This window comes from Bacillus sp. FSL W8-0116 (assembly GCF_038003825.1).
In the GTDB taxonomy this organism is placed as follows: Bacteria; Bacillota; Bacilli; order Bacillales; family DSM-4216; genus Bacillus_O; species Bacillus_O smithii.
Map to the genome: position 1 here is coordinate 1,895,069 of NZ_JBBOPY010000001.1, position 20,025 is coordinate 1,915,093.

The 20,025-nt window shown below is 40.9% G+C and carries 20 protein-coding genes; 19 read left to right on the forward strand and 1 reads right to left on the reverse strand.

Annotated features, from left to right (window positions below; all coding sequences use genetic code 11):
- Window positions 1–14: 14 nt before the first annotated feature.
- The 4 genes from yabA to rsmI all read left to right on the forward strand — a co-directional run bounded on the left by yabA (window position 15) and on the right by rsmI (window position 2,591).
- Window positions 15–374 carry a DNA replication initiation control protein YabA gene (gene yabA / locus N1I86_RS08935; RefSeq protein WP_003352334.1) on the forward strand — a complete coding sequence of 120 codons (360 nt, stop codon included), beginning with the start codon at window positions 15–17 and terminating at the stop codon, window positions 372–374.
- A 349-nt stretch (window positions 375–723) separates the two neighbouring features.
- Window positions 724–1,464 carry a tRNA1(Val) (adenine(37)-N6)-methyltransferase gene (locus N1I86_RS08940; protein ID WP_003352332.1) on the forward strand — a complete coding sequence of 247 codons (741 nt, stop codon included), beginning with the start codon at window positions 724–726 and terminating at the stop codon, window positions 1,462–1,464.
- Window positions 1,448–1,723 (forward strand): GIY-YIG nuclease family protein, encoded by a 276-nt coding sequence (locus N1I86_RS08945; protein WP_048622326.1) that lies wholly within the window; start codon window positions 1,448–1,450, stop codon window positions 1,721–1,723. The genes N1I86_RS08940 and N1I86_RS08945 overlap by 17 nt, the downstream gene beginning before the upstream one ends.
- Window positions 1,713–2,591, forward strand: a complete 879-nt coding sequence (rsmI, locus tag N1I86_RS08950; protein ID WP_048622327.1) for a 16S rRNA (cytidine(1402)-2'-O)-methyltransferase — start codon at window positions 1,713–1,715, stop codon at window positions 2,589–2,591. Before N1I86_RS08945 ends, rsmI begins: the two co-directional genes overlap by 11 nt.
- Window positions 2,592–2,678: 87 nt before the next feature.
- Here rsmI and N1I86_RS08955 read toward each other — a convergent pair whose 3' ends face one another.
- Entirely contained in the window at window positions 2,679–2,972 is a 294-nt protein-coding gene (locus N1I86_RS08955) for an AbrB/MazE/SpoVT family DNA-binding domain-containing protein (protein ID WP_003352328.1), read from the reverse strand.
- Between the two features lie 630 nt (window positions 2,973–3,602).
- Here N1I86_RS08955 and metG point away from each other — a divergent pair.
- The 15 genes from metG (at window position 3,603) to N1I86_RS09030 (ending at window position 19,837) form a co-directional block, all read left to right on the forward strand.
- Complete coding sequence (metG, locus tag N1I86_RS08960) at window positions 3,603–5,552, forward strand: methionine--tRNA ligase (RefSeq protein ID WP_003352326.1); 1,950 nt, start codon at window positions 3,603–3,605, stop codon at window positions 5,550–5,552.
- A gap of 442 nt (window positions 5,553–5,994) precedes the next feature.
- Complete coding sequence (locus N1I86_RS08965) at window positions 5,995–6,762, forward strand: TatD family hydrolase (RefSeq protein WP_003352325.1); 768 nt, start codon at window positions 5,995–5,997, stop codon at window positions 6,760–6,762.
- Between the two features lie 211 nt (window positions 6,763–6,973).
- Complete coding sequence (locus N1I86_RS08970) at window positions 6,974–8,179, forward strand: G5 and 3D domain-containing protein (protein ID WP_003352324.1); 1,206 nt, start codon at window positions 6,974–6,976, stop codon at window positions 8,177–8,179.
- Between the two features lie 201 nt (window positions 8,180–8,380).
- Window positions 8,381–8,938 carry a ribonuclease M5 gene (gene rnmV, locus N1I86_RS08975; RefSeq protein ID WP_341095975.1) on the forward strand — a complete coding sequence of 186 codons (558 nt, stop codon included), beginning with the start codon at window positions 8,381–8,383 and terminating at the stop codon, window positions 8,936–8,938.
- Window positions 8,935–9,810, forward strand: coding sequence for a 16S rRNA (adenine(1518)-N(6)/adenine(1519)-N(6))-dimethyltransferase RsmA (rsmA, locus tag N1I86_RS08980; protein WP_003352322.1), 876 nt, complete (start codon window positions 8,935–8,937; stop codon window positions 9,808–9,810). The genes rnmV and rsmA overlap by 4 nt, the downstream gene beginning before the upstream one ends.
- A gap of 138 nt (window positions 9,811–9,948) precedes the next feature.
- Window positions 9,949–10,830, forward strand: a complete 882-nt coding sequence (yabG, locus tag N1I86_RS08985; protein ID WP_003352320.1) for a sporulation peptidase YabG — start codon at window positions 9,949–9,951, stop codon at window positions 10,828–10,830.
- Between the two features lie 848 nt (window positions 10,831–11,678).
- Window positions 11,679–11,948 (forward strand): biofilm formation stimulator Veg, encoded by a 270-nt coding sequence (gene veg, locus N1I86_RS08990; protein ID WP_003352319.1) that lies wholly within the window; start codon window positions 11,679–11,681, stop codon window positions 11,946–11,948.
- Between the two features lie 208 nt (window positions 11,949–12,156).
- Window positions 12,157–12,342 (forward strand): small, acid-soluble spore protein, alpha/beta type, encoded by a 186-nt coding sequence (locus N1I86_RS08995; RefSeq protein ID WP_003352318.1) that lies wholly within the window; start codon window positions 12,157–12,159, stop codon window positions 12,340–12,342.
- A 1,285-nt stretch (window positions 12,343–13,627) separates the two neighbouring features.
- Window positions 13,628–14,497, forward strand: coding sequence for a 4-(cytidine 5'-diphospho)-2-C-methyl-D-erythritol kinase (gene ispE, locus N1I86_RS09000; RefSeq protein WP_341095978.1), 870 nt, complete (start codon window positions 13,628–13,630; stop codon window positions 14,495–14,497).
- A gap of 61 nt (window positions 14,498–14,558) precedes the next feature.
- Window positions 14,559–15,392 carry a pur operon repressor gene (gene purR / locus N1I86_RS09005; protein WP_003352315.1) on the forward strand — a complete coding sequence of 278 codons (834 nt, stop codon included), beginning with the start codon at window positions 14,559–14,561 and terminating at the stop codon, window positions 15,390–15,392.
- A 15-nt stretch (window positions 15,393–15,407) separates the two neighbouring features.
- On the forward strand, window positions 15,408–15,785 hold the full coding sequence (locus N1I86_RS09010; RefSeq protein WP_003352314.1) for a RidA family protein: 378 nt from the start codon (window positions 15,408–15,410) through the stop codon (window positions 15,783–15,785).
- Between the two features lie 272 nt (window positions 15,786–16,057).
- Window positions 16,058–16,351 carry a septation regulator SpoVG gene (spoVG, locus tag N1I86_RS09015; protein WP_003352313.1) on the forward strand — a complete coding sequence of 98 codons (294 nt, stop codon included), beginning with the start codon at window positions 16,058–16,060 and terminating at the stop codon, window positions 16,349–16,351.
- A 183-nt stretch (window positions 16,352–16,534) separates the two neighbouring features.
- The gene (gene glmU / locus N1I86_RS09020) at window positions 16,535–17,908 is read left to right on the forward strand and encodes a bifunctional UDP-N-acetylglucosamine diphosphorylase/glucosamine-1-phosphate N-acetyltransferase GlmU (protein ID WP_341095980.1); all 1,374 of its coding nucleotides are present in this window, start codon (window positions 16,535–16,537) and stop codon (window positions 17,906–17,908) included.
- Between the two features lie 15 nt (window positions 17,909–17,923).
- Complete coding sequence (locus tag N1I86_RS09025; RefSeq protein ID WP_048622335.1) at window positions 17,924–18,880, forward strand: ribose-phosphate diphosphokinase; 957 nt, start codon at window positions 17,924–17,926, stop codon at window positions 18,878–18,880.
- Window positions 18,881–19,192: 312 nt separating this feature from the next.
- Window positions 19,193–19,837, forward strand: a complete 645-nt coding sequence (locus N1I86_RS09030) for a 50S ribosomal protein L25/general stress protein Ctc (RefSeq protein ID WP_048622336.1) — start codon at window positions 19,193–19,195, stop codon at window positions 19,835–19,837.
- Window positions 19,838–20,025 lie beyond the last annotated feature (188 nt).

The window sequence follows — 20,025 nt, forward strand, 5'->3', positions numbered from 1 at the left end:
TTGAGGTGGAACCAGTGGATAAAAAAGAGTTCTTTGATTCAGTCAGCCATATGGAAATTCAAATCGGAAATTTGTATCAACAACTGGGGGAATTGAAACAAAAACTGGCAGAGTTATTGGAGGAAAACAATTCCCTTAAACTGGAAAATGAACATTTGCGCCGGAGACTGGAGCAAATGGAGAACTCTGGTGAACAAACCGCATCGTCTGAAAAAAACAGCCGTTTTTCTCCCAAAACAATGGATATCGGGGAAGGGTACGATAACCTTGCCCGACTTTATCACGAAGGTTTTCATATTTGCAACGTCCACTTTGGAAGCCCTCGTCAAAATGAAGATTGTTTATTTTGTTTATCCTTTTTGAATAAAAAATAAATCAAAGCTTTCGTTGTACGTTGTCTTTTATAACCAGTATAATGGGGACAGACTGCCAATATATAAAGAAGCGAATTTCCTCTGAGGAATTTTTCCAAAGATGAATGTCGATTTAAGCTTTGCATGGCAGCATTGATTTAATAAGTTTTAACAATTGAAATAAGCGATGCTCTCAAAAATTTAACGGTCAGTGATCTTTCCATTTGGATTTCATCCCCCGATAAAATAAGACGTTAGAACGGCATTCGATTGGTGCTGTTTTCTTTTTTTGTGGAGATGATCGTGTGGCTTTCTGTTTTGGAATATGAGTTTATTTGAGATACTACTTGGAAGCGGAGGTTTTTCATTGATGTTAAAAGAGGACGAACGCTTGGACTTTTTGCTTGCTGAGGATATGCGGATCATCCAGAGTCCAAATGTGTTTGCCTTTTCCCTTGATGCTGTGTTGCTTGCCCGCTTCGTATACGTTCCCATTCAAAAAGGAAGTTTGGTTGATTTATGTTCGGGGAATGGAGTTGTTCCTCTGTTGTTAAGCAAGCGGACGAAAGGAACGATCGTCGGTGTCGAAATTCAAGAAAAGTTATACGACATGGCGGTGCGAAGCATTGAATACAACCACCTGGAACATCAAATTCAAATGGTGCACGGCGATTTAAAAGATGCTCCTCGAGTGCTTGGATATGAAAAACATGATGTTGTCACTTGCAATCCTCCTTATTTTTCAACTCCTCCTACTGGGGAAACGAACCTCAATGAACATTTCGCCATTGCCCGCCATGAAATTATGTGCACGCTTGATGACTGTGTGAAGGCGAGCAGCGAGCTTTTGAAACAAGGCGGAAAAGCAGCTTTTGTCCATCGGCCTGAAAGGCTGCTCGATTTGGTGACAGCTATGCGCAAGTATCGATTGGAGCCGAAACGATTGCAATTTGTCTATCCTAAACCGGGAAAAGATGCGAATACCATTTTGCTTGAGGCGATTAAGGACGGAAAACCGGGAATGAAAATTTTGCCGCCTTTGACGGTTTATCGCGAAAATAATGAATATACGGAAGAAGTTAGGAAGATTTTATATGGAGAAAGCAAGTGAACATTATTTTTACGTTTTAAAATGCGGCGATGGTTCGTTTTACGGCGGGTATACGACGGACGTTCAAAGAAGAGTTCGCCAGCACAACGACGGAAAAGGGGCAAAATATACGAGAAGCAAAGGTCCGGTTAAGCTTATTTATACGGAAGCTTTTGAGACAAAAGGAGAAGCGTTGAGGGCGGAATATCGTTTTAAGAAGTTGACGAGAAAACAAAAGGAAAAGTTTTTGGGGCTGGCAGGTGATCGAGATGATCAGTAAACAACGCAGTTATGTCGAACAAGAGAATCGGGGAATTCTTTATTTAGTGCCGACGCCAATCGGCAATTTGGAAGACATTACGTTTCGGGCGCTTCGCATTTTAAAAGAAAGCAGCGTCATTGCTGCCGAAGATACAAGGAATACAAGAAAACTTTGTCATTATTATGACATCCACACTCCTCTCATGAGCTACCACGAACATAATAAAGAAGCGAGCGGACGCCAAATCATAGAACGGTTAAAACAAGGAGAGCAAGTTGCATTAGTGAGCGATGCCGGTATGCCAACGATATCCGATCCGGGGTATGAACTGGTAAGAGCAGCCGTTGCTGAAAAGATTCCTGTTGTGCCGCTGCCCGGCGCCAATGCTGCTCTTACTGCATTAATTGCTTCAGGGCTTCCAACACAGCCGTTTTATTTTTTTGGGTTTCTGAGCCGGCAAAAAAAAGAAAAAAAAGAAGAGCTGAACAGGTTAAAAAATATCACGGATACGATTATTTTGTATGAATCTCCACATCGTCTTAAAGAAACGTTGGAATACATGCTTGATATTCTTGGCAACCGTCCCATTACATTATGCAGAGAGTTGACCAAAAAATTTGAAGAATTTTTGCGCGGAGACATAAAAGCAGCGTTGAATTGGGTAGAAAACGAAAAAGTCATGGGAGAATTTTGTCTAATTTTAGAAGGGGCAAAAGAACAAGAGGCTGAAACAGGGGAAAAATGGTGGGAGTCGCTGTCGATTGTGGATCATGTCAATTTTTACATTGACGCAAAGAAAATGGATGCAAAAGAAGCGGTGAAACAAACGGCAAAAGACAGAAATATGCCAAAGCGGGAAGTATACCAAATGTATCATAATACATAAAAATAGGAAGCGAATCAGGCAAAATAAAAGAGGCTGTATCGGCATAATCCAGTGTCGATACGGCCTCTTTGCATTTTCTAACAAAAATTATTTATTCGCTGCGGACAGGTGAAAAGCTTCTTCGATTTCTTTTAACAACAATTCGGCGCCTTCACGGCTTAAAATTAATTTTCCGCCTGCCAATTTTACGTTGTCATCAGAAACTTCTCCAGTGATTTGGCAGGTCATGCTCGGTTTATATTTTTTTAGAATAATCTTATCATCATCTACATAAATTTCCAAAGCGTCTTTTTCAGCAATGCCTAATGTACGACGAAGCTCTATAGGAATAACCACGCGGCCTAGTTCATCAACTTTACGAACAATGCCAGTTGATTTCATTTGTCAATTCTCCTCTCATTTCATTTTTTGTTCTCTATATTTCTCTCTGATTCGTCAAATTTCGACAAATTTTGTTTATATTTTAATAATACCAATGCTGCCAAAAATAGTCAACAAGAAAAATGAAATTTTTCTAATAAATGTCAGACTTCTAGTAACTACTATCATTTGTAAATAAAGGGGATTTGATAAATGCTGTTTTTAAGAATTTTTAAAATCTCGGGACGAAATCATGGAAAACTTTTGTCCCTTTGTATTTACATTAAGGAAAGAATGCGAGAAAATAAAAAGAGGATTCGATTATTTGCAGAAGCTTATCAGATTATGTATATTTTGATGTTATAAGAGGAAATGATGTAGCATAAATGGTCTTTTCATGCAAATGGAATGGACTGATCGGATGCTATTACCGTGTTAGGAATTTCCGCTTCGGTTTTTTTCAGCTTCTGTGAGATCAGCGTACGGCAAGCAAAAATCGTGACGATTGATTATGAAGCATTTTGATGGGAGAGATGGACGACCCCGCTTTTTATGCAGGATGCCTTATCGATCTCGAATGCAATCGGTAGGAGGCAACCTCTTCTCTCATGGCAAGGTGCACATTTTATGTTGTTAAAGGGGGTTATATGAATGAAAAAAACTTTTTATTTGACAACGCCAATTTATTATCCAAGCGGAAATTTACATATTGGGCATGCTTATACAACGGTAGCCGGTGATGCGATGGCACGTTACAAAAGGATGCGCGGCTATGACGTGATGTTTTTAACGGGGACGGATGAACACGGGCAAAAAATTCAAAGAAAAGCGGAAGAAAAAGGGGTTACCCCTCAACAATATGTCGATGAAATCGTTGCCGGCATCCAAGAATTATGGAGAAAACTCGACATTTCATATGATGACTTTATTCGCACGACACAAGACCGCCATAAAAAAGTGGTTGAAAAGATATTTAAAAAATTATTAGATCAAGGCGATATTTATCTTGATCAATATGAAGGCTGGTATTGTACACCGTGTGAATCTTTCTTTACTGAAAGACAGCTTGTAGACGGTAAATGCCCTGATTGCGGCCGGCCGGTTGAAAAAGTGAAAGAAGAATCCTATTTCTTCAAAATGAGCAAATATGTCGACCGTTTGTTGCAGTTTTATGAAGAAAATCCTGATTTTATCCAGCCTGAATCCCGAAAAAATGAAATGATTAATAACTTTATTAAGCCGGGATTGGAAGATCTAGCAGTTTCCCGCACTACCTTTGATTGGGGGATTAAAGTGCCGGGAGATCCAAAGCATGTCATTTATGTTTGGATTGATGCTTTGACCAATTATATTACCGCCATTGGATACGGAAGCGAAAATGAATCAAAATTCAAAAAATATTGGCCTGCTGATGTCCATCTAGTCGGAAAAGAAATTGTCCGCTTCCATACTATTTACTGGCCGATCATACTAATGGCGCTGGATTTGCCGCTGCCGAAGAAAGTATTTGCCCATGGCTGGCTGCTTATGAAAGATGGAAAAATGTCTAAATCAAAAGGGAATGTTGTCGATCCGGTAACATTGATCGACCGTTACGGACTTGATGCGCTGCGCTACTATTTGCTGCGCGAAGTTCCTTTTGGATCAGACGGCGTCTTTACACCAGAAGGGTTTATAGAACGGATCAACTATGATTTGGCAAATGACCTCGGAAACCTGCTCAATCGGACAGTTGCTATGATCAATAAATATTTTGATGGGCGGATTCCGGCTTATAAAGGATCCGAAAGCGAGTATGAACGTCAGTTGCTGGAAGCTAATAAGGAAACGGTAGAAAAATACGAAGAAGCGATGGAAAACATGGAATTTTCCGTTGCATTGACGGTCGTATGGCAGCTGATTAGTCGAACGAATAAGTTTATTGATGAAACTCAGCCTTGGATTTTGGCAAAAGAGGAAGATAAACGCGAAGAGCTGGCCAGTGTCATGGTTCACTTGGCAGAATCTTTACGTCGTGTAGCTGTTCTGCTTAAGCCATTTTTAACAACGGCTCCGAAAAAAATCTTTGAGCAGCTGAACCTTTCTACGGAACAGTTTACATCTTGGGAAAGCTTAGAAACATTCGGCGTCATTCCAGATGGCACAAAAGTAGTGGAAAAAGGAGAGCCGATTTTTCCGCGGCTGGATATTGACGAAGAAGTGAAATTTATTAAATCGAAAATGCAAGGCGATTCGCAACCCGCTGAAGTGAAAAAAGAAAAAACAAATGACTCTTCTGCAGAAATTTCAATTGATGATTTTATGAAAATTGATTTAAGAGTCGCTCAAGTCATTGAGGCTGAACCGGTTAAAAAAGCGGATAAGCTGTTAAAACTGCGCCTTGATTTAGGAGACCATAAGCGCCAAGTGATCTCAGGAATCGCTCCATATTATAAGCCGGAAGAGTTGATCGGTAAAAAAGTGATTTGCGTAGTCAATTTAAAACCAGTTAAATTAAGAGGAGAATTATCAGAAGGAATGATTTTAGCCGGAGAAAAAGACGGCGTATTATCATTGGCGAGCGTCGATGAAAATCTTCCAAACGGTGCAAAGGTTAAATAATAAGACTAAGAAACATAGAATGTTTCACGTGAAACAAGATTCGACGGAAACTTCTATGTTTCTTTTTTCTTAGACGTTAAATCCATTCATTAGTAAAACTGTCCAGTATGTATATTCTTCCGTTTTGGCTATTCTTCTTTTTCCGCTCAACCGCTGATCAAGGAATTTGATTGAAAGGTATATGCTTTAAAAAATAGGAATCGAAAAATATACATGATATTTTGATGACAAATGAACCGCTATTGTCATCATTTTGTCATATGGATGGAAGAAAAGGAAAGGATGGACAAAGGACCAGACGACACATCTTCCTCTGTATTTTGAGGAAAACTACCTATGATGATGGGCGTGTTCTGGATTTTTGGCATAAAGGGAAAATTGTAATCTATTTGACATGTCTTTTTTGAAAGGAAACAATGTAGAGTAAAGGAGAGAGCAAAAGATGTTGTTTGATACTCATGTTCATTTGAACGATGAACAATTTTCCGATGATTTGGACGAGGTGATAGACAGAGCAAAAGAAGCCGGTGTCGAAAAGATGGTGGTGGTAGGTTTTGACCGACCTACGATTGAAAAAGCGATGAAACTAGTAGATCAATACGATTTTCTATACTCCAGTATAGGGTGGCACCCGGTGGATGCTATCGATATGACAGAGGCTGATTTGGAGTGGATTGAAAAATTGACCTCTCATCCAAAAGTAGTAGCAATAGGAGAAATAGGGTTGGATTATCATTGGGATAAGTCCCCAAAAGAGGTTCAAAAAGAAGTGTTTCGCAAACAAATTCGACTAGCCAAAAAAGTAAAATTGCCGATTATTATCCATACTCGAGAAGCGACACAAGACACTATAGAAATTTTGAAAGAAGAAGGAGCGCATGAAGTAGGAGGAATTATGCACTGCTTCAGCGGCAGCGTTGAAACAGCACGAGAATGTATCAATATGAATTTTTATATTTCTTTGGGCGGTACGGTAACATTTAAAAATGCGAAAAAGCCAAAGGAAGTTGCTGCTGAAATTCCTTTAGAAAAACTATTAATCGAAACAGATTGTCCGTATTTAGCTCCGCATCCTTACCGCGGCAAACGAAATGAACCTGCACTCGTAAAACTCGTTGCCGAGCAAATTGCCGAATTAAAGGGCATTCCTTATGAAGAGGTAGCCCGGAAAACGACGGAAAATGCCCAAAAATTATTCGGTATTGTCTGACGGCAAATTTTGTCGCATTGCTTTACAATTTGTTGTCAACTTTCGATTTTCTTGAAAGTTCTACAAGCCTCCTTTCATTCATACACTAAGCCTGTCGATAAGTCTTTCTATCATTTTTTTATCCAGCTATGCATAATAGTTGGAAAAAGAGAGAGGACAGAGCGATAGATTCTCTGTTTGAGGAAAGGATGACAAAGGGGGCCTATTTTGAATGACAGTAAACGAATTTAAACAGGATCGTTCAAGATTTAAGTCGAGAAAAAGTTTTTTATTGGCAGCTGGAGTAGTTCTTCTATCATCTACAAGTGCTTATTCTTATTATGAAAGCACAGAGAAAACGGTTGAGGTCAAAATCAACAACTGGGAGAAAACGATTGAAACAAGGGCCGACACCGTGGCAGAGGTGGTGAAAGAACTCAAGCTGCCTGTCAAACCAAAAGATTATTTAGTTCCTTCAAAACAGACCAAAATAAAAGACGGAATGAATATTGAATGGAAGCCATCCAAGCAGATCCATCTTACGATCGAAGGCAAGAAAAAGACGGTTTGGACAACAGCCGATACGGTGAAGGACTTTCTGAAGGAAGAACATTTGTCCATTTCTAAATTCGACAAAGTGGCTCCTTCGTTTAATCAAACCCTTCAAAATCATATGAATGTCAAAATCAATAAGGCGTTTCCGGTGACGTTAGTGGACGGAAACAGGAAAAAAACAGTATGGACTGCTTCGACTACTGTCGGTGATTTTTTAAAACAACAGGGGATCACTTTTGGCAAATGGGACAAGGTAAAGCCTGGATTCGACGATTACTTGCATTCAAACAGCTCCGTGAAAATCGTTCGAGTTAAAAAAATCACCGATGTAGTGGAAAAGTCTAAAGCATTTGCTATCACCATCCAAAAAGATTCAAGTCTTATGGAAGGAGAGAGAAAGGTTCTTCAGGAAGGGCGAAACGGTACAGTAATAAACACATATGAGTCTGTCTATGAAAATGGTCGGCTCATCTCTAAAAAACTTTTAGAGCAAAGGACGATAGTGGAAGGTCGAAATAAAATTATTGCGGAAGGCACGAAAAAGAGAGATGGTCAATTTGCGGCTGAAACAGCGTCGACCGCTGGCACTAGAGGAAGAGAGCTTTTGGTAACGGCCACTGCCTATACCTCCAATTGCAGCGGCTGTTCAGGAATTACGGCGACAGGCATAAACATACATTCCAGTCCTAATATGAGAATCATTGCTGTCGATCCGGGGCTTATTCCCCTTGGATCAAGGGTATATGTGGAAGGATACGGCTATGCCGTTGCGGCGGATACGGGAGGAGCCATCAAAGGCAACCGGATTGACATTCTTATGCCTTCCCAATCCGTAGCAGCACAATGGGGTCGGAAACAAGTCAAGGTTCAGATTATCGATTGATTCTTGATGAAGCGAGGGGAACCTCGCTTTTTCTATTTATATAAAATATAATAGACAAGTATTCATCGGATGATAAAAGTACTCAAGCGGCTGACGGAGATGATTTTTTAAGAATATTTTCATTTCCGCAGCTTTGAAAAATTGGTTTGCCCGCCTCATTTTGGATTGGGCGGATAAGAATTATTTTTATGGAGGAAATGCATGAAAATAAAAGAAGTGATCGTTGTAGAGGGGAAAGATGATACAACGGCGATCCGGCGTGCCGTTGATGCCGATACAATTGAGACAAACGGATCTGCTGTTTCGAAAGAGACGATCGAAAAGATTAAACTGGCACAAGAAAAAAGAGGGGTCATTGTTTTTACAGACCCGGATTATCCCGGCGAGCGGATCAGGCACATTATTTCTCAAGCGGTTCCCAATTGCAAGCATGCTTTTTTGCCAAAGGACGAAGCGAAGCCGAAGAATGGAAAAGGAATCGGAGTCGAACATGCCAGTCCTGAAAGCATCAGGGAAGCGTTAAAAGAAGCGCAATGGATGGAAAAAGAAGCAGAAGAGCAAATAAGGAAAGAAGATTTGATCACTGCCGGATTAATCGGTGGAGTAAATGCCAGAGAAAGAAGAGAAAAATTAGGAATTAAGTTAAAAATAGGCTACACAAACGGAAAACAGCTTTATAACAGGCTAAAGATGTTTCAAATTACAAGAGAACAGTTTTTGAATGCCATGGAGGAAGTGCTGCAGGAGGAAAAACGATGAAAGATATTGCTACACCGTCCAGAACGAGAGAAATTTTAAAAAAATATGGCTTTGCGTTCAAAAAGAGTTTAGGGCAAAACTTTCTCGTCGATCCTAATGTGTTAAATCGGATCACAGAAGCTGCCGGTTTGACGAAGGAAACAGCTGCCATTGAAATCGGCCCGGGTATTGGCGCTTTAACCGAGCATTTGGCGCGAAAAGCGGGAAAAGTGGTGGCATTTGAAATTGACAAGCGGCTATTGCCTATTTTGAAGGACACGCTTTCCCCCTATAAGAACGTAGAAATTATTCACCAAGACGTTTTGAAAGCGAATGTAAAAGAGGTTATTAAAGAAGAGCTTTCCGGATATTCCGATATTATGGTGGTGGCTAACCTTCCTTATTATGTCACCACTCCAATTATTATGAAATTATTGGAAGAATGTTTGCCGATTAGAGGGCTGGTGGTTATGATGCAAAAGGAAGTCGCTGATCGGCTTTCGGCACAACCAGGTACGAAAGAGTACGGCTCTTTATCCATCGCCGTACAATATTATACGGAAGCAAAGACAGCGTTTGTCGTACCTAAAACCGTTTTTATCCCTCAGCCTAATGTCGACTCTGCTGTCATTCATTTAAAAAGACGAACAAAGCCCCTCGTGGAAGTGGATAATGAATCTTTCTTCTTTTCTCTCGTCAAAGCGGCTTTTGCGCAAAGAAGAAAAACGTTAATCAATAACTTAACTTCGCAAATGCCCAATGGCAAAGAAAAAAAAGAACAAATTCTCAACATTCTAGCTGAAGCGGAGATTGATCCTTCCCGCCGGGGTGAATCTTTATCCATACAAGAATTTGCTCGTTTAAGCAATTTGCTTTATCCGTTATTTTCTTAACAAGGAGAACTCATCATTTGGATTTCCAACTCTTGTAAAAGAGGCAAATTTTGTGGCGGTCCCCTTCATACACGCTTCCTTCCGCGATTGAATATGCTGGCAAGGAAATATTTATTTTTGCCTGTGGAGATGACGGTTATGGGGATCAAAATCAATGATATGGTCGGCCGGCAGTCTTACAAATGCGATTTGTTGTTTCGGGTTATCGATTTCACAAATATAAACGGAAAAGAGATGGCGATTTTATACGGTGAGGATTTTCGATTAATGGCAGACGCCCCGATTGAGGATTTGATCGTCATCGAACAAAAAGAACAGCTGGAAGCGGCTCGCCAAATCAGAACGCTGGAAAAACAATCATTTGAGCTTTTTCAACGAGACCTCCATTTGCTGAAGGAAAGGCAAGAATATGAAGTTACAGGGGGCTACAACGAGGAAGGATCCAATATATTTCAGATACCTGGAAAAGTGTTGCATTTAGACGGAGATCCGGCTTTTTTAAAAAAATGTCTGGCTGTCTATGGACAATTTGGAGTTCCCGTCAAAGGCATACATTGCAGTGAGAAAGATATGCCGGTAAAAGTGTTGGAGCTTTTGGAACGGCATCGGCCAGAGATTCTTGTCATAACGGGACATGATTCCTATTCAAAGTCAAAAGGGAAAAAATCGGATTTAAATGCTTATCGAAATTCCAAATATTTTGTTCAAACCGTAAAGGAAGCTCGAAAAAAAATACCGAGTCTTGATCAGTTAATTATTTTTGCGGGTGCTTGCCAATCCCATTTTGAATCATTAATTAGGGCCGGCGCCAATTTTGCCAGTTCGCCGTTTCGAGTCAACATTCATGCCTTGGATCCTGTCTATATTGTAGCTAAAATCAGTTATACCCCTTTTCATCAATCGGTTAATGTGTTAGATGTCCTTAAGAATACATTAACTGGAAATAAAGGGTTAGGCGGTGTAGAAACGAGGGGAGTTTTAAGGACTGGAATGCCGTACCATTGGAATTTAGATGATTAAGCTGTAATGAAAGGAGTTTCATTACAGCTTTTTATATGTGCGCCCGGCATGTACATGAACTATAGGGTGTAAGTCCCGAACCCCGAAGACAGAAGTAGAGGATAGACAAGAGCAAGGGTGTCCGTGGTGACGCGGAATCTGAAGGAAGCTGGAGGCAAAACACCGGACCGAGGAACACGAACCTCATATAAGGCTAGGTATGATGGAGTGAGTTTGCATAACAAAACAAAGCTCTTTCTGTCGAAGGTCATATCGAGTAAATGAGATAGATGGTGTGAAAGTGCATGTACTTACCCGGGGAGGTCTGGCGGTCTTCATAACCTACTTAGTGATAAGTAGCTGAACCGTCAGAAGTCAGCAGAGGTCATAGTATTAGTTGGTCTAGAACAACTAAGAAGGACCGAACAATTAAGAGAGAATAGCCCTTGGTATTCAGTGAGTCATGATGAACACAGAAAACGTAGTACCTCACTTGAGGGAGGAAGCGGTGAATCCCGTGGGAGACCTCTTGGAGGGTGGAGTGACCACTGGCATAAAGAGAACAGCTATTCACGGAAGTTATAAAGACTTGCGTCAATGATCTTAATTGAACCGCCGTATACGGAACCGTACGTACGGTGGTGTGAGAGGACGGGAGTTCATCGCTCCCTCCTACTCGATTGGATGAAAAAAATTAAAGCGGTGTTTACATAAAACATCAGTGAAGTGGCATATTAGAACTGTAGAAAAAAGAAATATTTTGAAAAAATAAAAATGTTGACAGTAAGGGTTTTCGTTGATAAAATTATTAATTTATTTGACCACATGTACAAGCTGTGCTATAATAAAGGACAGTGAGGTGGAAGCAAATGCCGAAAACATTAGCCGACATTAAAAAAGCACTTGATTCCAATCTTGGAAAAAGACTTTTGCTAAGAGCAAATGGTGGTCGGAGAAAGACCATCGAGCGATCCGGTATATTAGCTGAAACGTATCCAGCTGTGTTCGTCGTTGAATTGGATCAAGACGAAAACTCTTTTGAAAGAGTGTCGTACAGCTATGCGGATGTGTTGACAGAAACAGTGGAGTTAAAATTTTACGAAGATTCAACAGGGAATATGGTATTAGGGCAGCAGTAGACATCATGTTTGCTGCTTTTTGTTTTCCAATATTGGCGGCAGCCCCCTGTTATAAATAAAGTACTTCGAAACAAACTAAATATGCGGCATAGCTACAACTTTCATCGATTCTTTATGACCGATGAGTGAACCGATCTTGCTTTTTTCGAGCTCTTTTCTCTGTATAGAGTAGGGGTTCGTTAAAGCAAGATAAAAGGGGGATGCTTATATGGGCAAAAGACGAGGAGTTATGTCCGATCGTTTCAAAGAAGAACTTGCCAAAGAACTTGGGTTTTATGATGTCGTCCAACGAGATGGTTGGGGCGGCATAACGGCAAGAGACGCAGGAAACATGGTTAAACGAGCTATCGAAATGGCCGAACATCAGCTCATTAATAAGCAACAATCTGAATAAAAGCCGCACAAAGGCCGGGAAATCAAATTCCCGGCCTTTTTTATGTGCGCCCGGCATGTACATGAACTATAGGGTGTAAGTCCCGAACCCCGAAGACAGAAGTAGAGGTTAGCCAAGAGCAAGGGTGTCCGTGGTGACGCGGAATCTGAAGGAAGCTGGAGGCAAAACACCGGTCCGAGGAACACGAACCTCATATAAGGCTAGGTATGATGGAGTGAGTTTGCATAACAAAACAAAGCTCTTTCTGTCGAAGGTCATATCGAGTAAATGAGGCGGATAGATGGTGTGAAAGTGCATGTACTTACCCGGGGAGGTCTGGCGGATAGGTGAAGTACTCTTCATAACCTACTTAGTGATAAGTAGCTGAACCGTCAGAAGTCAGCAGAGGTCATAGTATTAGTTGGTCTAGAACAACTAAGAAGGACCGAACAATGAAGAGAGAATAGCCCTTGGTATTCAGTGAGTCATGATGAACACAGAAAACGTAGTACCTCACTTGAGGGAGGAAGCGGTGAATCCCGTGGGAGACCTCTTGGAGGGTGGAGTGACCACTGGCATAAAGAGAACAGCTATTCACGGAAGTTATAAAGACTTGCGTCAATGATCTTAATTGAACCGCCGTATACGGAACCGTACGTACGGTGGTGTGAGAGGACGGGAGTTCATCGCTCCCTCCTACTCGATGCAGAGAAGAGATCCTCTTTATTCCTCGACTGTGTCCTCTTTATCACTTCAAAATAAATAACACGCAAAGATCACAGAAAAATTTCGATGAAGCGACAACCATGATAGACGGATTTTCTGATACAGGGAAAGTAAAAGTTCATGAAATGATATCGATTTTTTTCATCTAAACCTTGGTTTTGTGTGAAGTAAAACGACTCTTTTGCATTGAATAGGAACTGTCCGTGTTTTTAAGTCATTCATGATGCATGTTTACGAGGATTTTATCCGTTCGTTTTGTCTACTGTTTATTGAAAAGCTTCACAATGATATCAGCTAAGAGATAGAGTTCATGAACCCGGTCTTTTCATTGTTTTTTGAAAATGGTAAAATAACATACTTGAATGGCTATAATGTGAAAGAATACATACATTTGCATAACAACGTTTTATTTTTTCTTTAGTAAATGATTGATTGACAAATACATCGAACGTTCGATTGGGATGAAGGAAAGGCACATGGGTGTTCTTTTCTGTCTCTAAATACCTTCCGATTTCAAACTGCTCAGGGCGGTTTCCAATATCAAACCATCATTCTTCGGTTCAATAGAGTAGGTGAATAAATGAAATTGCATGTAAAAGCACCGGCGAAAATCAATTTATCTTTAGATGTCCTTCATAAGAGACCTGACGGCTATCATGAAGTGGAAATGGTAATGACGACCATTGATCTGGCAGATCGAATAGAGTTAAAAGAATTACGACAAGATGAAATTAGAATTGACTCTCATAACCGTTTTGTTCCCGACGATCATCGCAACTTGGCGTTTCAAGCAGCTAAGTTGTTAAAAGAAACGTATCACATCAAAAAAGGCGTCTCCATTTCCATTGATAAAGCGATTCCGGTAGCGGCCGGACTTGCAGGAGGGAGCAGCGATGCCGCGGCTGTGCTTAAAGGTCTTAATCAACTGTGGCAATTAGGTCTCTCTCTAGAGGAACTGGCCGACCTAGGTTCTCAAATTGGATCTGATGTTTCATTTTGTGTTTTTGGAGGAACGGCGCTTGCAACCGGTAGAGGGGAAAAAATTACCCCGCTTCCAACACCGCCGAATTGCTGGGTGGTTTTGGCCAAACCCCAAATAGGAGTCTCTACCGCGGAAGTTTATCGAAATTTGAAATTGGAAGAGGTTCGACATCCGAATACGAAAGCAATGATTGAAGCGATTGTCGAGCAAAATTATGAAAAAATGTGCCAAAATGTAGGAAATGTATTGGAAAGTGTCACTTTAAAAATGCATAAGGAAGTGGCGCAAATCAAAGAACAAATGATTCGATCGGGAGCGGATGCAGTATTAATGAGCGGAAGCGGGCCTACTGTTTTCGCTCTTGTACAGCATGATTCACGAATGAATCGGATTTACAATGGGTTGAGAGGATTCTGCGGCCAAGTTTTTGCGGTTAGAATGCTGGGCGGACCGCCGACCATTGTGTAAAACCGTATATTAATGTATATTTAAAAGAAAATATTCGGTTTTAAGGAGGCGCGGTGATTATATGAAATTTCGGAGAAGTGAACGGCTCATTGATATGACTTATTATTTATTAGAACATCCCCGCGAGCTAGTATCTTTAACTTTTTTTTCGGAAAGGTACGGTTCCGCCAAATCCTCCATTAGTGAGGATTTGGGAATTTTGAAAGAAACGCTGGAGCAAAGAGGGATGGGCACTTTACAGACCATTCCCGGCGCTGCAGGTGGGGTCAAGTTTTTTTCAAAAGTAAAAGAAGAGGATGCAAGGGCATTTATTAAAGAATTATGTCAGCAATTAGAAAAACCTGAGAGGCTTCTTCCCGGTGGATATTTATTTATGACAGATCTCATTGGAAACCCGCAAATCATACACAAAATTGGGAAACTATTAGGATCCGCGTTTTCTGAAATCGAAATAGATGTGATTATGACGGTGGCCACCAAGGGTATCCCAATCGCTTACGCTACAGCTGCCCATTTAAATGTGCCAGTGGTCATTGTCAGAAGCGACAGTAAAGTAACAGAGGGACCCACTGTAAGCATCAACTATGTTTCCGGTTCGACAAAACGGATACAAACCATGGTGTTGTCAAAACGAAGTTTAAAAGAGGGATCAAGAGTGTTGATCGTGGATGACTTTATGAAGGCCGGCGGAACGATCAACGGAATGAAAAGCATGCTGGCTGAATTTAATGCCGAAGTGGCAGGCATCGCCGTTTTGGTTGAGTCCGAGCATGCAGAGGAACGATTGGTGGAAGATTATATTTCACTTGTAAAATTGCGGGATGTTGATGTAAAAAAGAAGGAAATAAAGGTAGATGAAGGGAATTATTTTACTAAAAATATTCATTTTATTTAAGGAGAGAAAAGAAGGATGAAACAAGTTGCTACGAAGAATGCCCCTGCTGCCATCGGCCCTTATTCCCAAGGAATCATTGTCAATAACCTCTTTTTCAGCTCAGGTCAGATTCCGTTGACGCCTGAGGGAGTATTGGTGGAAGGAAGCATTGAAGAACAGACAAGGCAAGTGTTCCGCAATCTGCAAGCTGTATTGCAAGAGGCAGGAGCGTCGCTGGAAACCGTTGTAAAAGCAACGGTATTTTTAAAGGATATGAATGATTTTTCCGTTGTAAACGACATTTATGCGGAGTTTTTCGGGGACCATAAACCGGCTCGATCTTGTGTGGAAGTGGCTCGGCTGCCAAAAGACGCAAAAATTGAAATAGAAGTGGTTGCACTCGTGAAATCATGATGGATAAAAAACTGTCGACATCGTCGGCAGTTTTTTTTCATTGGACTCCTTACACATAATGATTCAGCTTCTTTGATGGTTGGAAATAGAGATGGGTTCATCCATCATCCTCATTTTTTTACCGGCTGTTTTACAAAATTATTTTGGAGACGTTAAGAGAAAAGGAATGACTACTAAAAATTTTTAAAAAATTTTCCTATTAAAAGAAGGAAAATTAGAAATACTGTTGAATATATTTATTAGATTTTCACAAAGGAAGGGTGGTGAACAGAGTGGAAGTAACAGATGTTAGACTCCGCCGTGTCAACACGGACGGTCGTATGAGGGCAATCGCTTCCATCACTCTGGACAACGAATTTGTTATTCATGATATTCGAGTAATTGATGGCAATAATGGCTTATTTGTCGCCATGCCGAGCAAACGGACACCGGATGGTGAGTTCCGTGATATTGCTCATCCAATTAACTCCAATACTCGCGGTAAAATTCAAGACGCAGTATTGAGCGAATATCATCGTTTAGGAGAGTTAGAAGAAATAGAATTAGAAGAAGCCGGAGCTTCCTAATCACATATGAAACAGCATGAGCCTACTTCATAAGTAAGGCTCTTTTTTTGCGCTTCTACCCCCCATCATTTACCATCCTTTTCTTTCCCACGCTGAAAGCATGAGTTTCCCAAGCAACCTTGAAAAGATTGTGTATTTAGGATATTATTCAATATGGATAAAAAGGTTATTGGGGGACCCTGTATGACAAATATATATGCCATTATTTTGGCTGCCGGCCAAGGCACAAGAATGAAGTCTAAGCTTTATAAAGTATTGCATCCTGTATGCGGCAAACCAATGGTAGAGCATGTAATCGATCAAGTTTCGACTTTGAATACAGATAAGATTGTTACAATTGTAGGCCACGGCGCGGAAGCAGTAAAAGCGCAGTTGGATGGAAAAACGGAGTTTGCAGTACAGGAAGAACAATTAGGTACAGCTCATGCCGTTATGCAAGCGGAAGGGCTTTTAGGTGATAAAGAAGGAATGACATTAGTGATTTGCGGTGATACGCCGCTTATTCAGGCTGATACAATGAAAGCGCTTATCGAACACCATCAACAGCATCAATCAAGCGCTACGATCTTAACGGTTCATATGGATCAGCCGGATGGATACGGCAGGGTAATCCGCAATCAGGAAGGCTTTGTTGAGCGGATTGTTGAACATAAAGACGCAACGGAAGAAGAGAGAAAAGTACAAGAAATTAATACTGGCACTTACTGTTTTGACAATAAAGCTCTTTTTGAAGCATTAAAGAAAGTAAGCAACGATAACGCTCAAGGAGAATATTATTTGCCGGATGTCATTGAAATTATGAAATCGGAAGGAAAAACCGTTGCCGCTTATCAAATCGATGATTTTGAAGAAACGCTCGGAGTCAATGATCGAGCTGCTTTAAGCCAAGCAGAGAAAATTATGAGAAGAAGAATCAACCTTCGTCATATGAAAAATGGTGTCACTATCGTTGATCCCGACCACACCTATATCGGAACGGACGTAGTGATCGGACAAGATACGATCATTTACCCAGGCACGATGATCACAGGTCACACTGTAATTGGAGAAGATTGTGAAATTGGGCCTAATAGTGAGATAAAAGATTGCACCGTAGGGGATCGAACATCGATTCGCCAATCGGTTGCATACGATAGTGCCATTGGCAGTGATGTGAAGATTGGCCCGTTCGCGCATATCCGCCCAGATTCCCAAATTGAAGATGAAGTAAGGATCGGGAATTTTGTTGAAATTAAAAAGACGGTATTTGGCCGCGGAAGCAAAGCTTCACATTTAAGTTATATAGGAGATGCAGAAGTGGGCAAAGGAGTGAACATCGGCTGCGGCTCCATTACCGTAAATTATGATGGTAAGAATAAACATAAGACGAAAATAGAAGACGGGGTTTTTGTCGGCTGTAACTCAAATCTAGTTGCTCCTGTGACAATCGGCAAAGGCGCCTATATAGCTGCAGGCTCCACGATTACGGAAGATGTCCCTGGGGATGCTTTAGCGATAGCGCGCGCCCGCCAAATCAATAAGGATGGCTATGTTCAAAAATTAAACCATAACAAATAATTTCGGAGGTCCATCATGTATAACCAGTATTTAGATCCAAATTTGAAAATCTTTGCCCTCAATTCCAACAGGGCATTGGCAGAAGAAATTGCCAATTTTGTCGGAGTGGAGCTTGGAAAGTGTTCTGTTAAACGTTTCAGCGACGGAGAAATCCAAATTAATATTGAGGAAAGTATTCGTGGATGCGATGTCTATGTCATTCAGTCAACCAGTTCTCCGGTGAATGATAATCTGATGGAACTGTTAATTATGATCGATGCCTTAAAACGGGCTTCTGCCAGAACGGTGAATCTTGTGATTCCTTATTACGGTTATGCACGACAAGATCGAAAAGCGCGCGCTCGCGAACCGATTACAGCAAAATTAGTGGCAAATTTATTGGAAAAAGCCGGTGCGACCCGTGTCATCACATTGGATTTGCATGCCCCGCAAATTCAAGGATTCTTTGACATTCCTATTGATCATTTAATGGGAGTAAAAATTTTAGCCGATTATTTCAAAAAGAAACAGTTTGACGACGATATTGTGATTGTTTCTCCTGACCATGGCGGTGTTACACGCGCTCGAAAAATGGCGGAACGCATGAAAGCACCGATTGCCATTATTGACAAACGTCGTCCAAAACCAAATGTTGCTGAAGTCATGAATATCGTGGGAAATATTGAAGGGAAAATTGCTATTTTAATAGATGACATCATTGATACAGCTGGTACAATTACATTAGGAGCAAACGCCCTTGTAGAAAACGGGGCTAAAGAAGTGTATGCATGCTGTACACATCCGGTATTATCCGGGCCGGCGATTGATCGGATTCAAAATTCCAATATCCGGGAACTTGTTGTAACCAACTCTATTGCTCTTCCCGAGGAAAAGAAAATCGATAAAATCGTGGAACTTTCCGTTGCACCATTAATGGGTGAGGCCATTATTCGTGTTCATGAAGATCAATCTGTCAGCATGCTGTTTGATTAATCCATCATCGAAAATAGGTCTTGCGGATGGTATGGATTCCAAAAATAAGGAGCAAAAGAATGAAGGGTGTGTTCGAAGCAATAATGGGCGGCTTTCCATACAGAATATATAGACACCTTCTAGTCGCCCCATTCAAGTCTTTTCGAAGCTGGATTCTGGCTTTCGGCTCCGTACTTTTCAACTAGCTACCAAGCCGATTGACTATCACCATTCTTGTTTTTCATGTAATGACCATGTTTAAAGATTGCCTGTTTAGGCAATTCATATAAAAGGGTTTTTACATTAAAAAACTAGAACGGGAGGATGTCTAATATGAGTGCAGTACTAGAAGTGAAAAGACGGAATGACTTGAGAAAATCGACATTAAATAAACTTCGGCGTGAAGGAAACATACCGGCCGTTATATATGGAAAGGGATTAGAAAATCAAGCGGTTTACGTAAGCAGAACAGATTTGCTAAAAACGATTAAAGAAGTGGGAAGGAATGGAATAATCACCTTAAATATTGATGATCGTGAGCAGAGCGCTGTTTTACACGACTATCAAGAAGATACGCTCACAGGCGAAATGATTCATGCTGACTTTTTTGCTGTCGATCCTTCCACGGAAATCTCCGCTGAAGTTGTGGTGGAATTAAAAGGGGAAGCTCCAGGTGTAAAAGATGGCGGTGTTTTGCAGCAGCCGTTATTTGAATTGACTGTAAAAGGCAAAGTGACCGATATACCGGATGCCATTCAAGTGGACGTTTCCCAATTGCAAGTCGGTGATACGATTACCGTAGGAGATATAAAAGAACATTATCCATTTGAGATTCAGCACGGCGATGAAGAGACGATTGTCTCTATCTTGGCTCCGCGTCAAGAAGAAGAAATCAGCACCGGCGAACAACAAGAGCCTGGCATACCGGAAAATGAAGAAGGAAGGGAAACACCGGCAAGCAAAGAAAGCGAAGGTTAATAGGTGTAAGGGCACAGCATGAAAGGCTGTGTCTTTCTTTCATAGTTGTGTTTATTACTGAAATATAACTGTGTTGGCAAAAATTTTTTACGATGAAAATCATAAGGGGTTCTATGCTTTTATCCGCTTCCCATTTCAAGCATCTATTTTGCCTTAATAGAGAATCTTCAGTTGAAGATAAGAAAAAG

Bases quoted from the DNA above. Each gene is read 5' to 3' on its own strand.
- N1I86_RS08940 (WP_003352332.1), top strand. From the start codon at position 724: ATGTTAAAAGAGGACGAACGCTTGGACTTTTTGCTTGCTGAGGATATG.
- N1I86_RS08945 (WP_048622326.1), top strand. From the start codon at position 1,448: ATGGAGAAAGCAAGTGAACATTATTTTTACGTTTTAAAATGCGGCGAT.
- rsmI (WP_048622327.1), top strand. From the start codon at position 1,713: ATGATCAGTAAACAACGCAGTTATGTCGAACAAGAGAATCGGGGAATT.
- N1I86_RS08955 (WP_003352328.1), bottom strand. From the start codon at position 2,972: ATGAAATCAACTGGCATTGTTCGTAAAGTTGATGAACTAGGCCGCGTG.
- metG (WP_003352326.1), top strand. From the start codon at position 3,603: ATGAAAAAAACTTTTTATTTGACAACGCCAATTTATTATCCAAGCGGA.
- N1I86_RS08965 (WP_003352325.1), top strand. From the start codon at position 5,995: ATGTTGTTTGATACTCATGTTCATTTGAACGATGAACAATTTTCCGAT.
- N1I86_RS08970 (WP_003352324.1), top strand. From the start codon at position 6,974: ATGACAGTAAACGAATTTAAACAGGATCGTTCAAGATTTAAGTCGAGA.
- rnmV (WP_341095975.1), top strand. From the start codon at position 8,381: ATGAAAATAAAAGAAGTGATCGTTGTAGAGGGGAAAGATGATACAACG.
- rsmA (WP_003352322.1), top strand. From the start codon at position 8,935: ATGAAAGATATTGCTACACCGTCCAGAACGAGAGAAATTTTAAAAAAA.
- yabG (WP_003352320.1), top strand. From the start codon at position 9,949: ATGGGGATCAAAATCAATGATATGGTCGGCCGGCAGTCTTACAAATGC.
- veg (WP_003352319.1), top strand. From the start codon at position 11,679: ATGCCGAAAACATTAGCCGACATTAAAAAAGCACTTGATTCCAATCTT.
- N1I86_RS08995 (WP_003352318.1), top strand. From the start codon at position 12,157: ATGGGCAAAAGACGAGGAGTTATGTCCGATCGTTTCAAAGAAGAACTT.
- ispE (WP_341095978.1), top strand. From the start codon at position 13,628: ATGAAATTGCATGTAAAAGCACCGGCGAAAATCAATTTATCTTTAGAT.
- purR (WP_003352315.1), top strand. From the start codon at position 14,559: ATGAAATTTCGGAGAAGTGAACGGCTCATTGATATGACTTATTATTTA.
- N1I86_RS09010 (WP_003352314.1), top strand. From the start codon at position 15,408: ATGAAACAAGTTGCTACGAAGAATGCCCCTGCTGCCATCGGCCCTTAT.
- glmU (WP_341095980.1), top strand. From the start codon at position 16,535: ATGACAAATATATATGCCATTATTTTGGCTGCCGGCCAAGGCACAAGA.
- N1I86_RS09025 (WP_048622335.1), top strand. From the start codon at position 17,924: ATGTATAACCAGTATTTAGATCCAAATTTGAAAATCTTTGCCCTCAAT.
- N1I86_RS09030 (WP_048622336.1), top strand. From the start codon at position 19,193: ATGAGTGCAGTACTAGAAGTGAAAAGACGGAATGACTTGAGAAAATCG.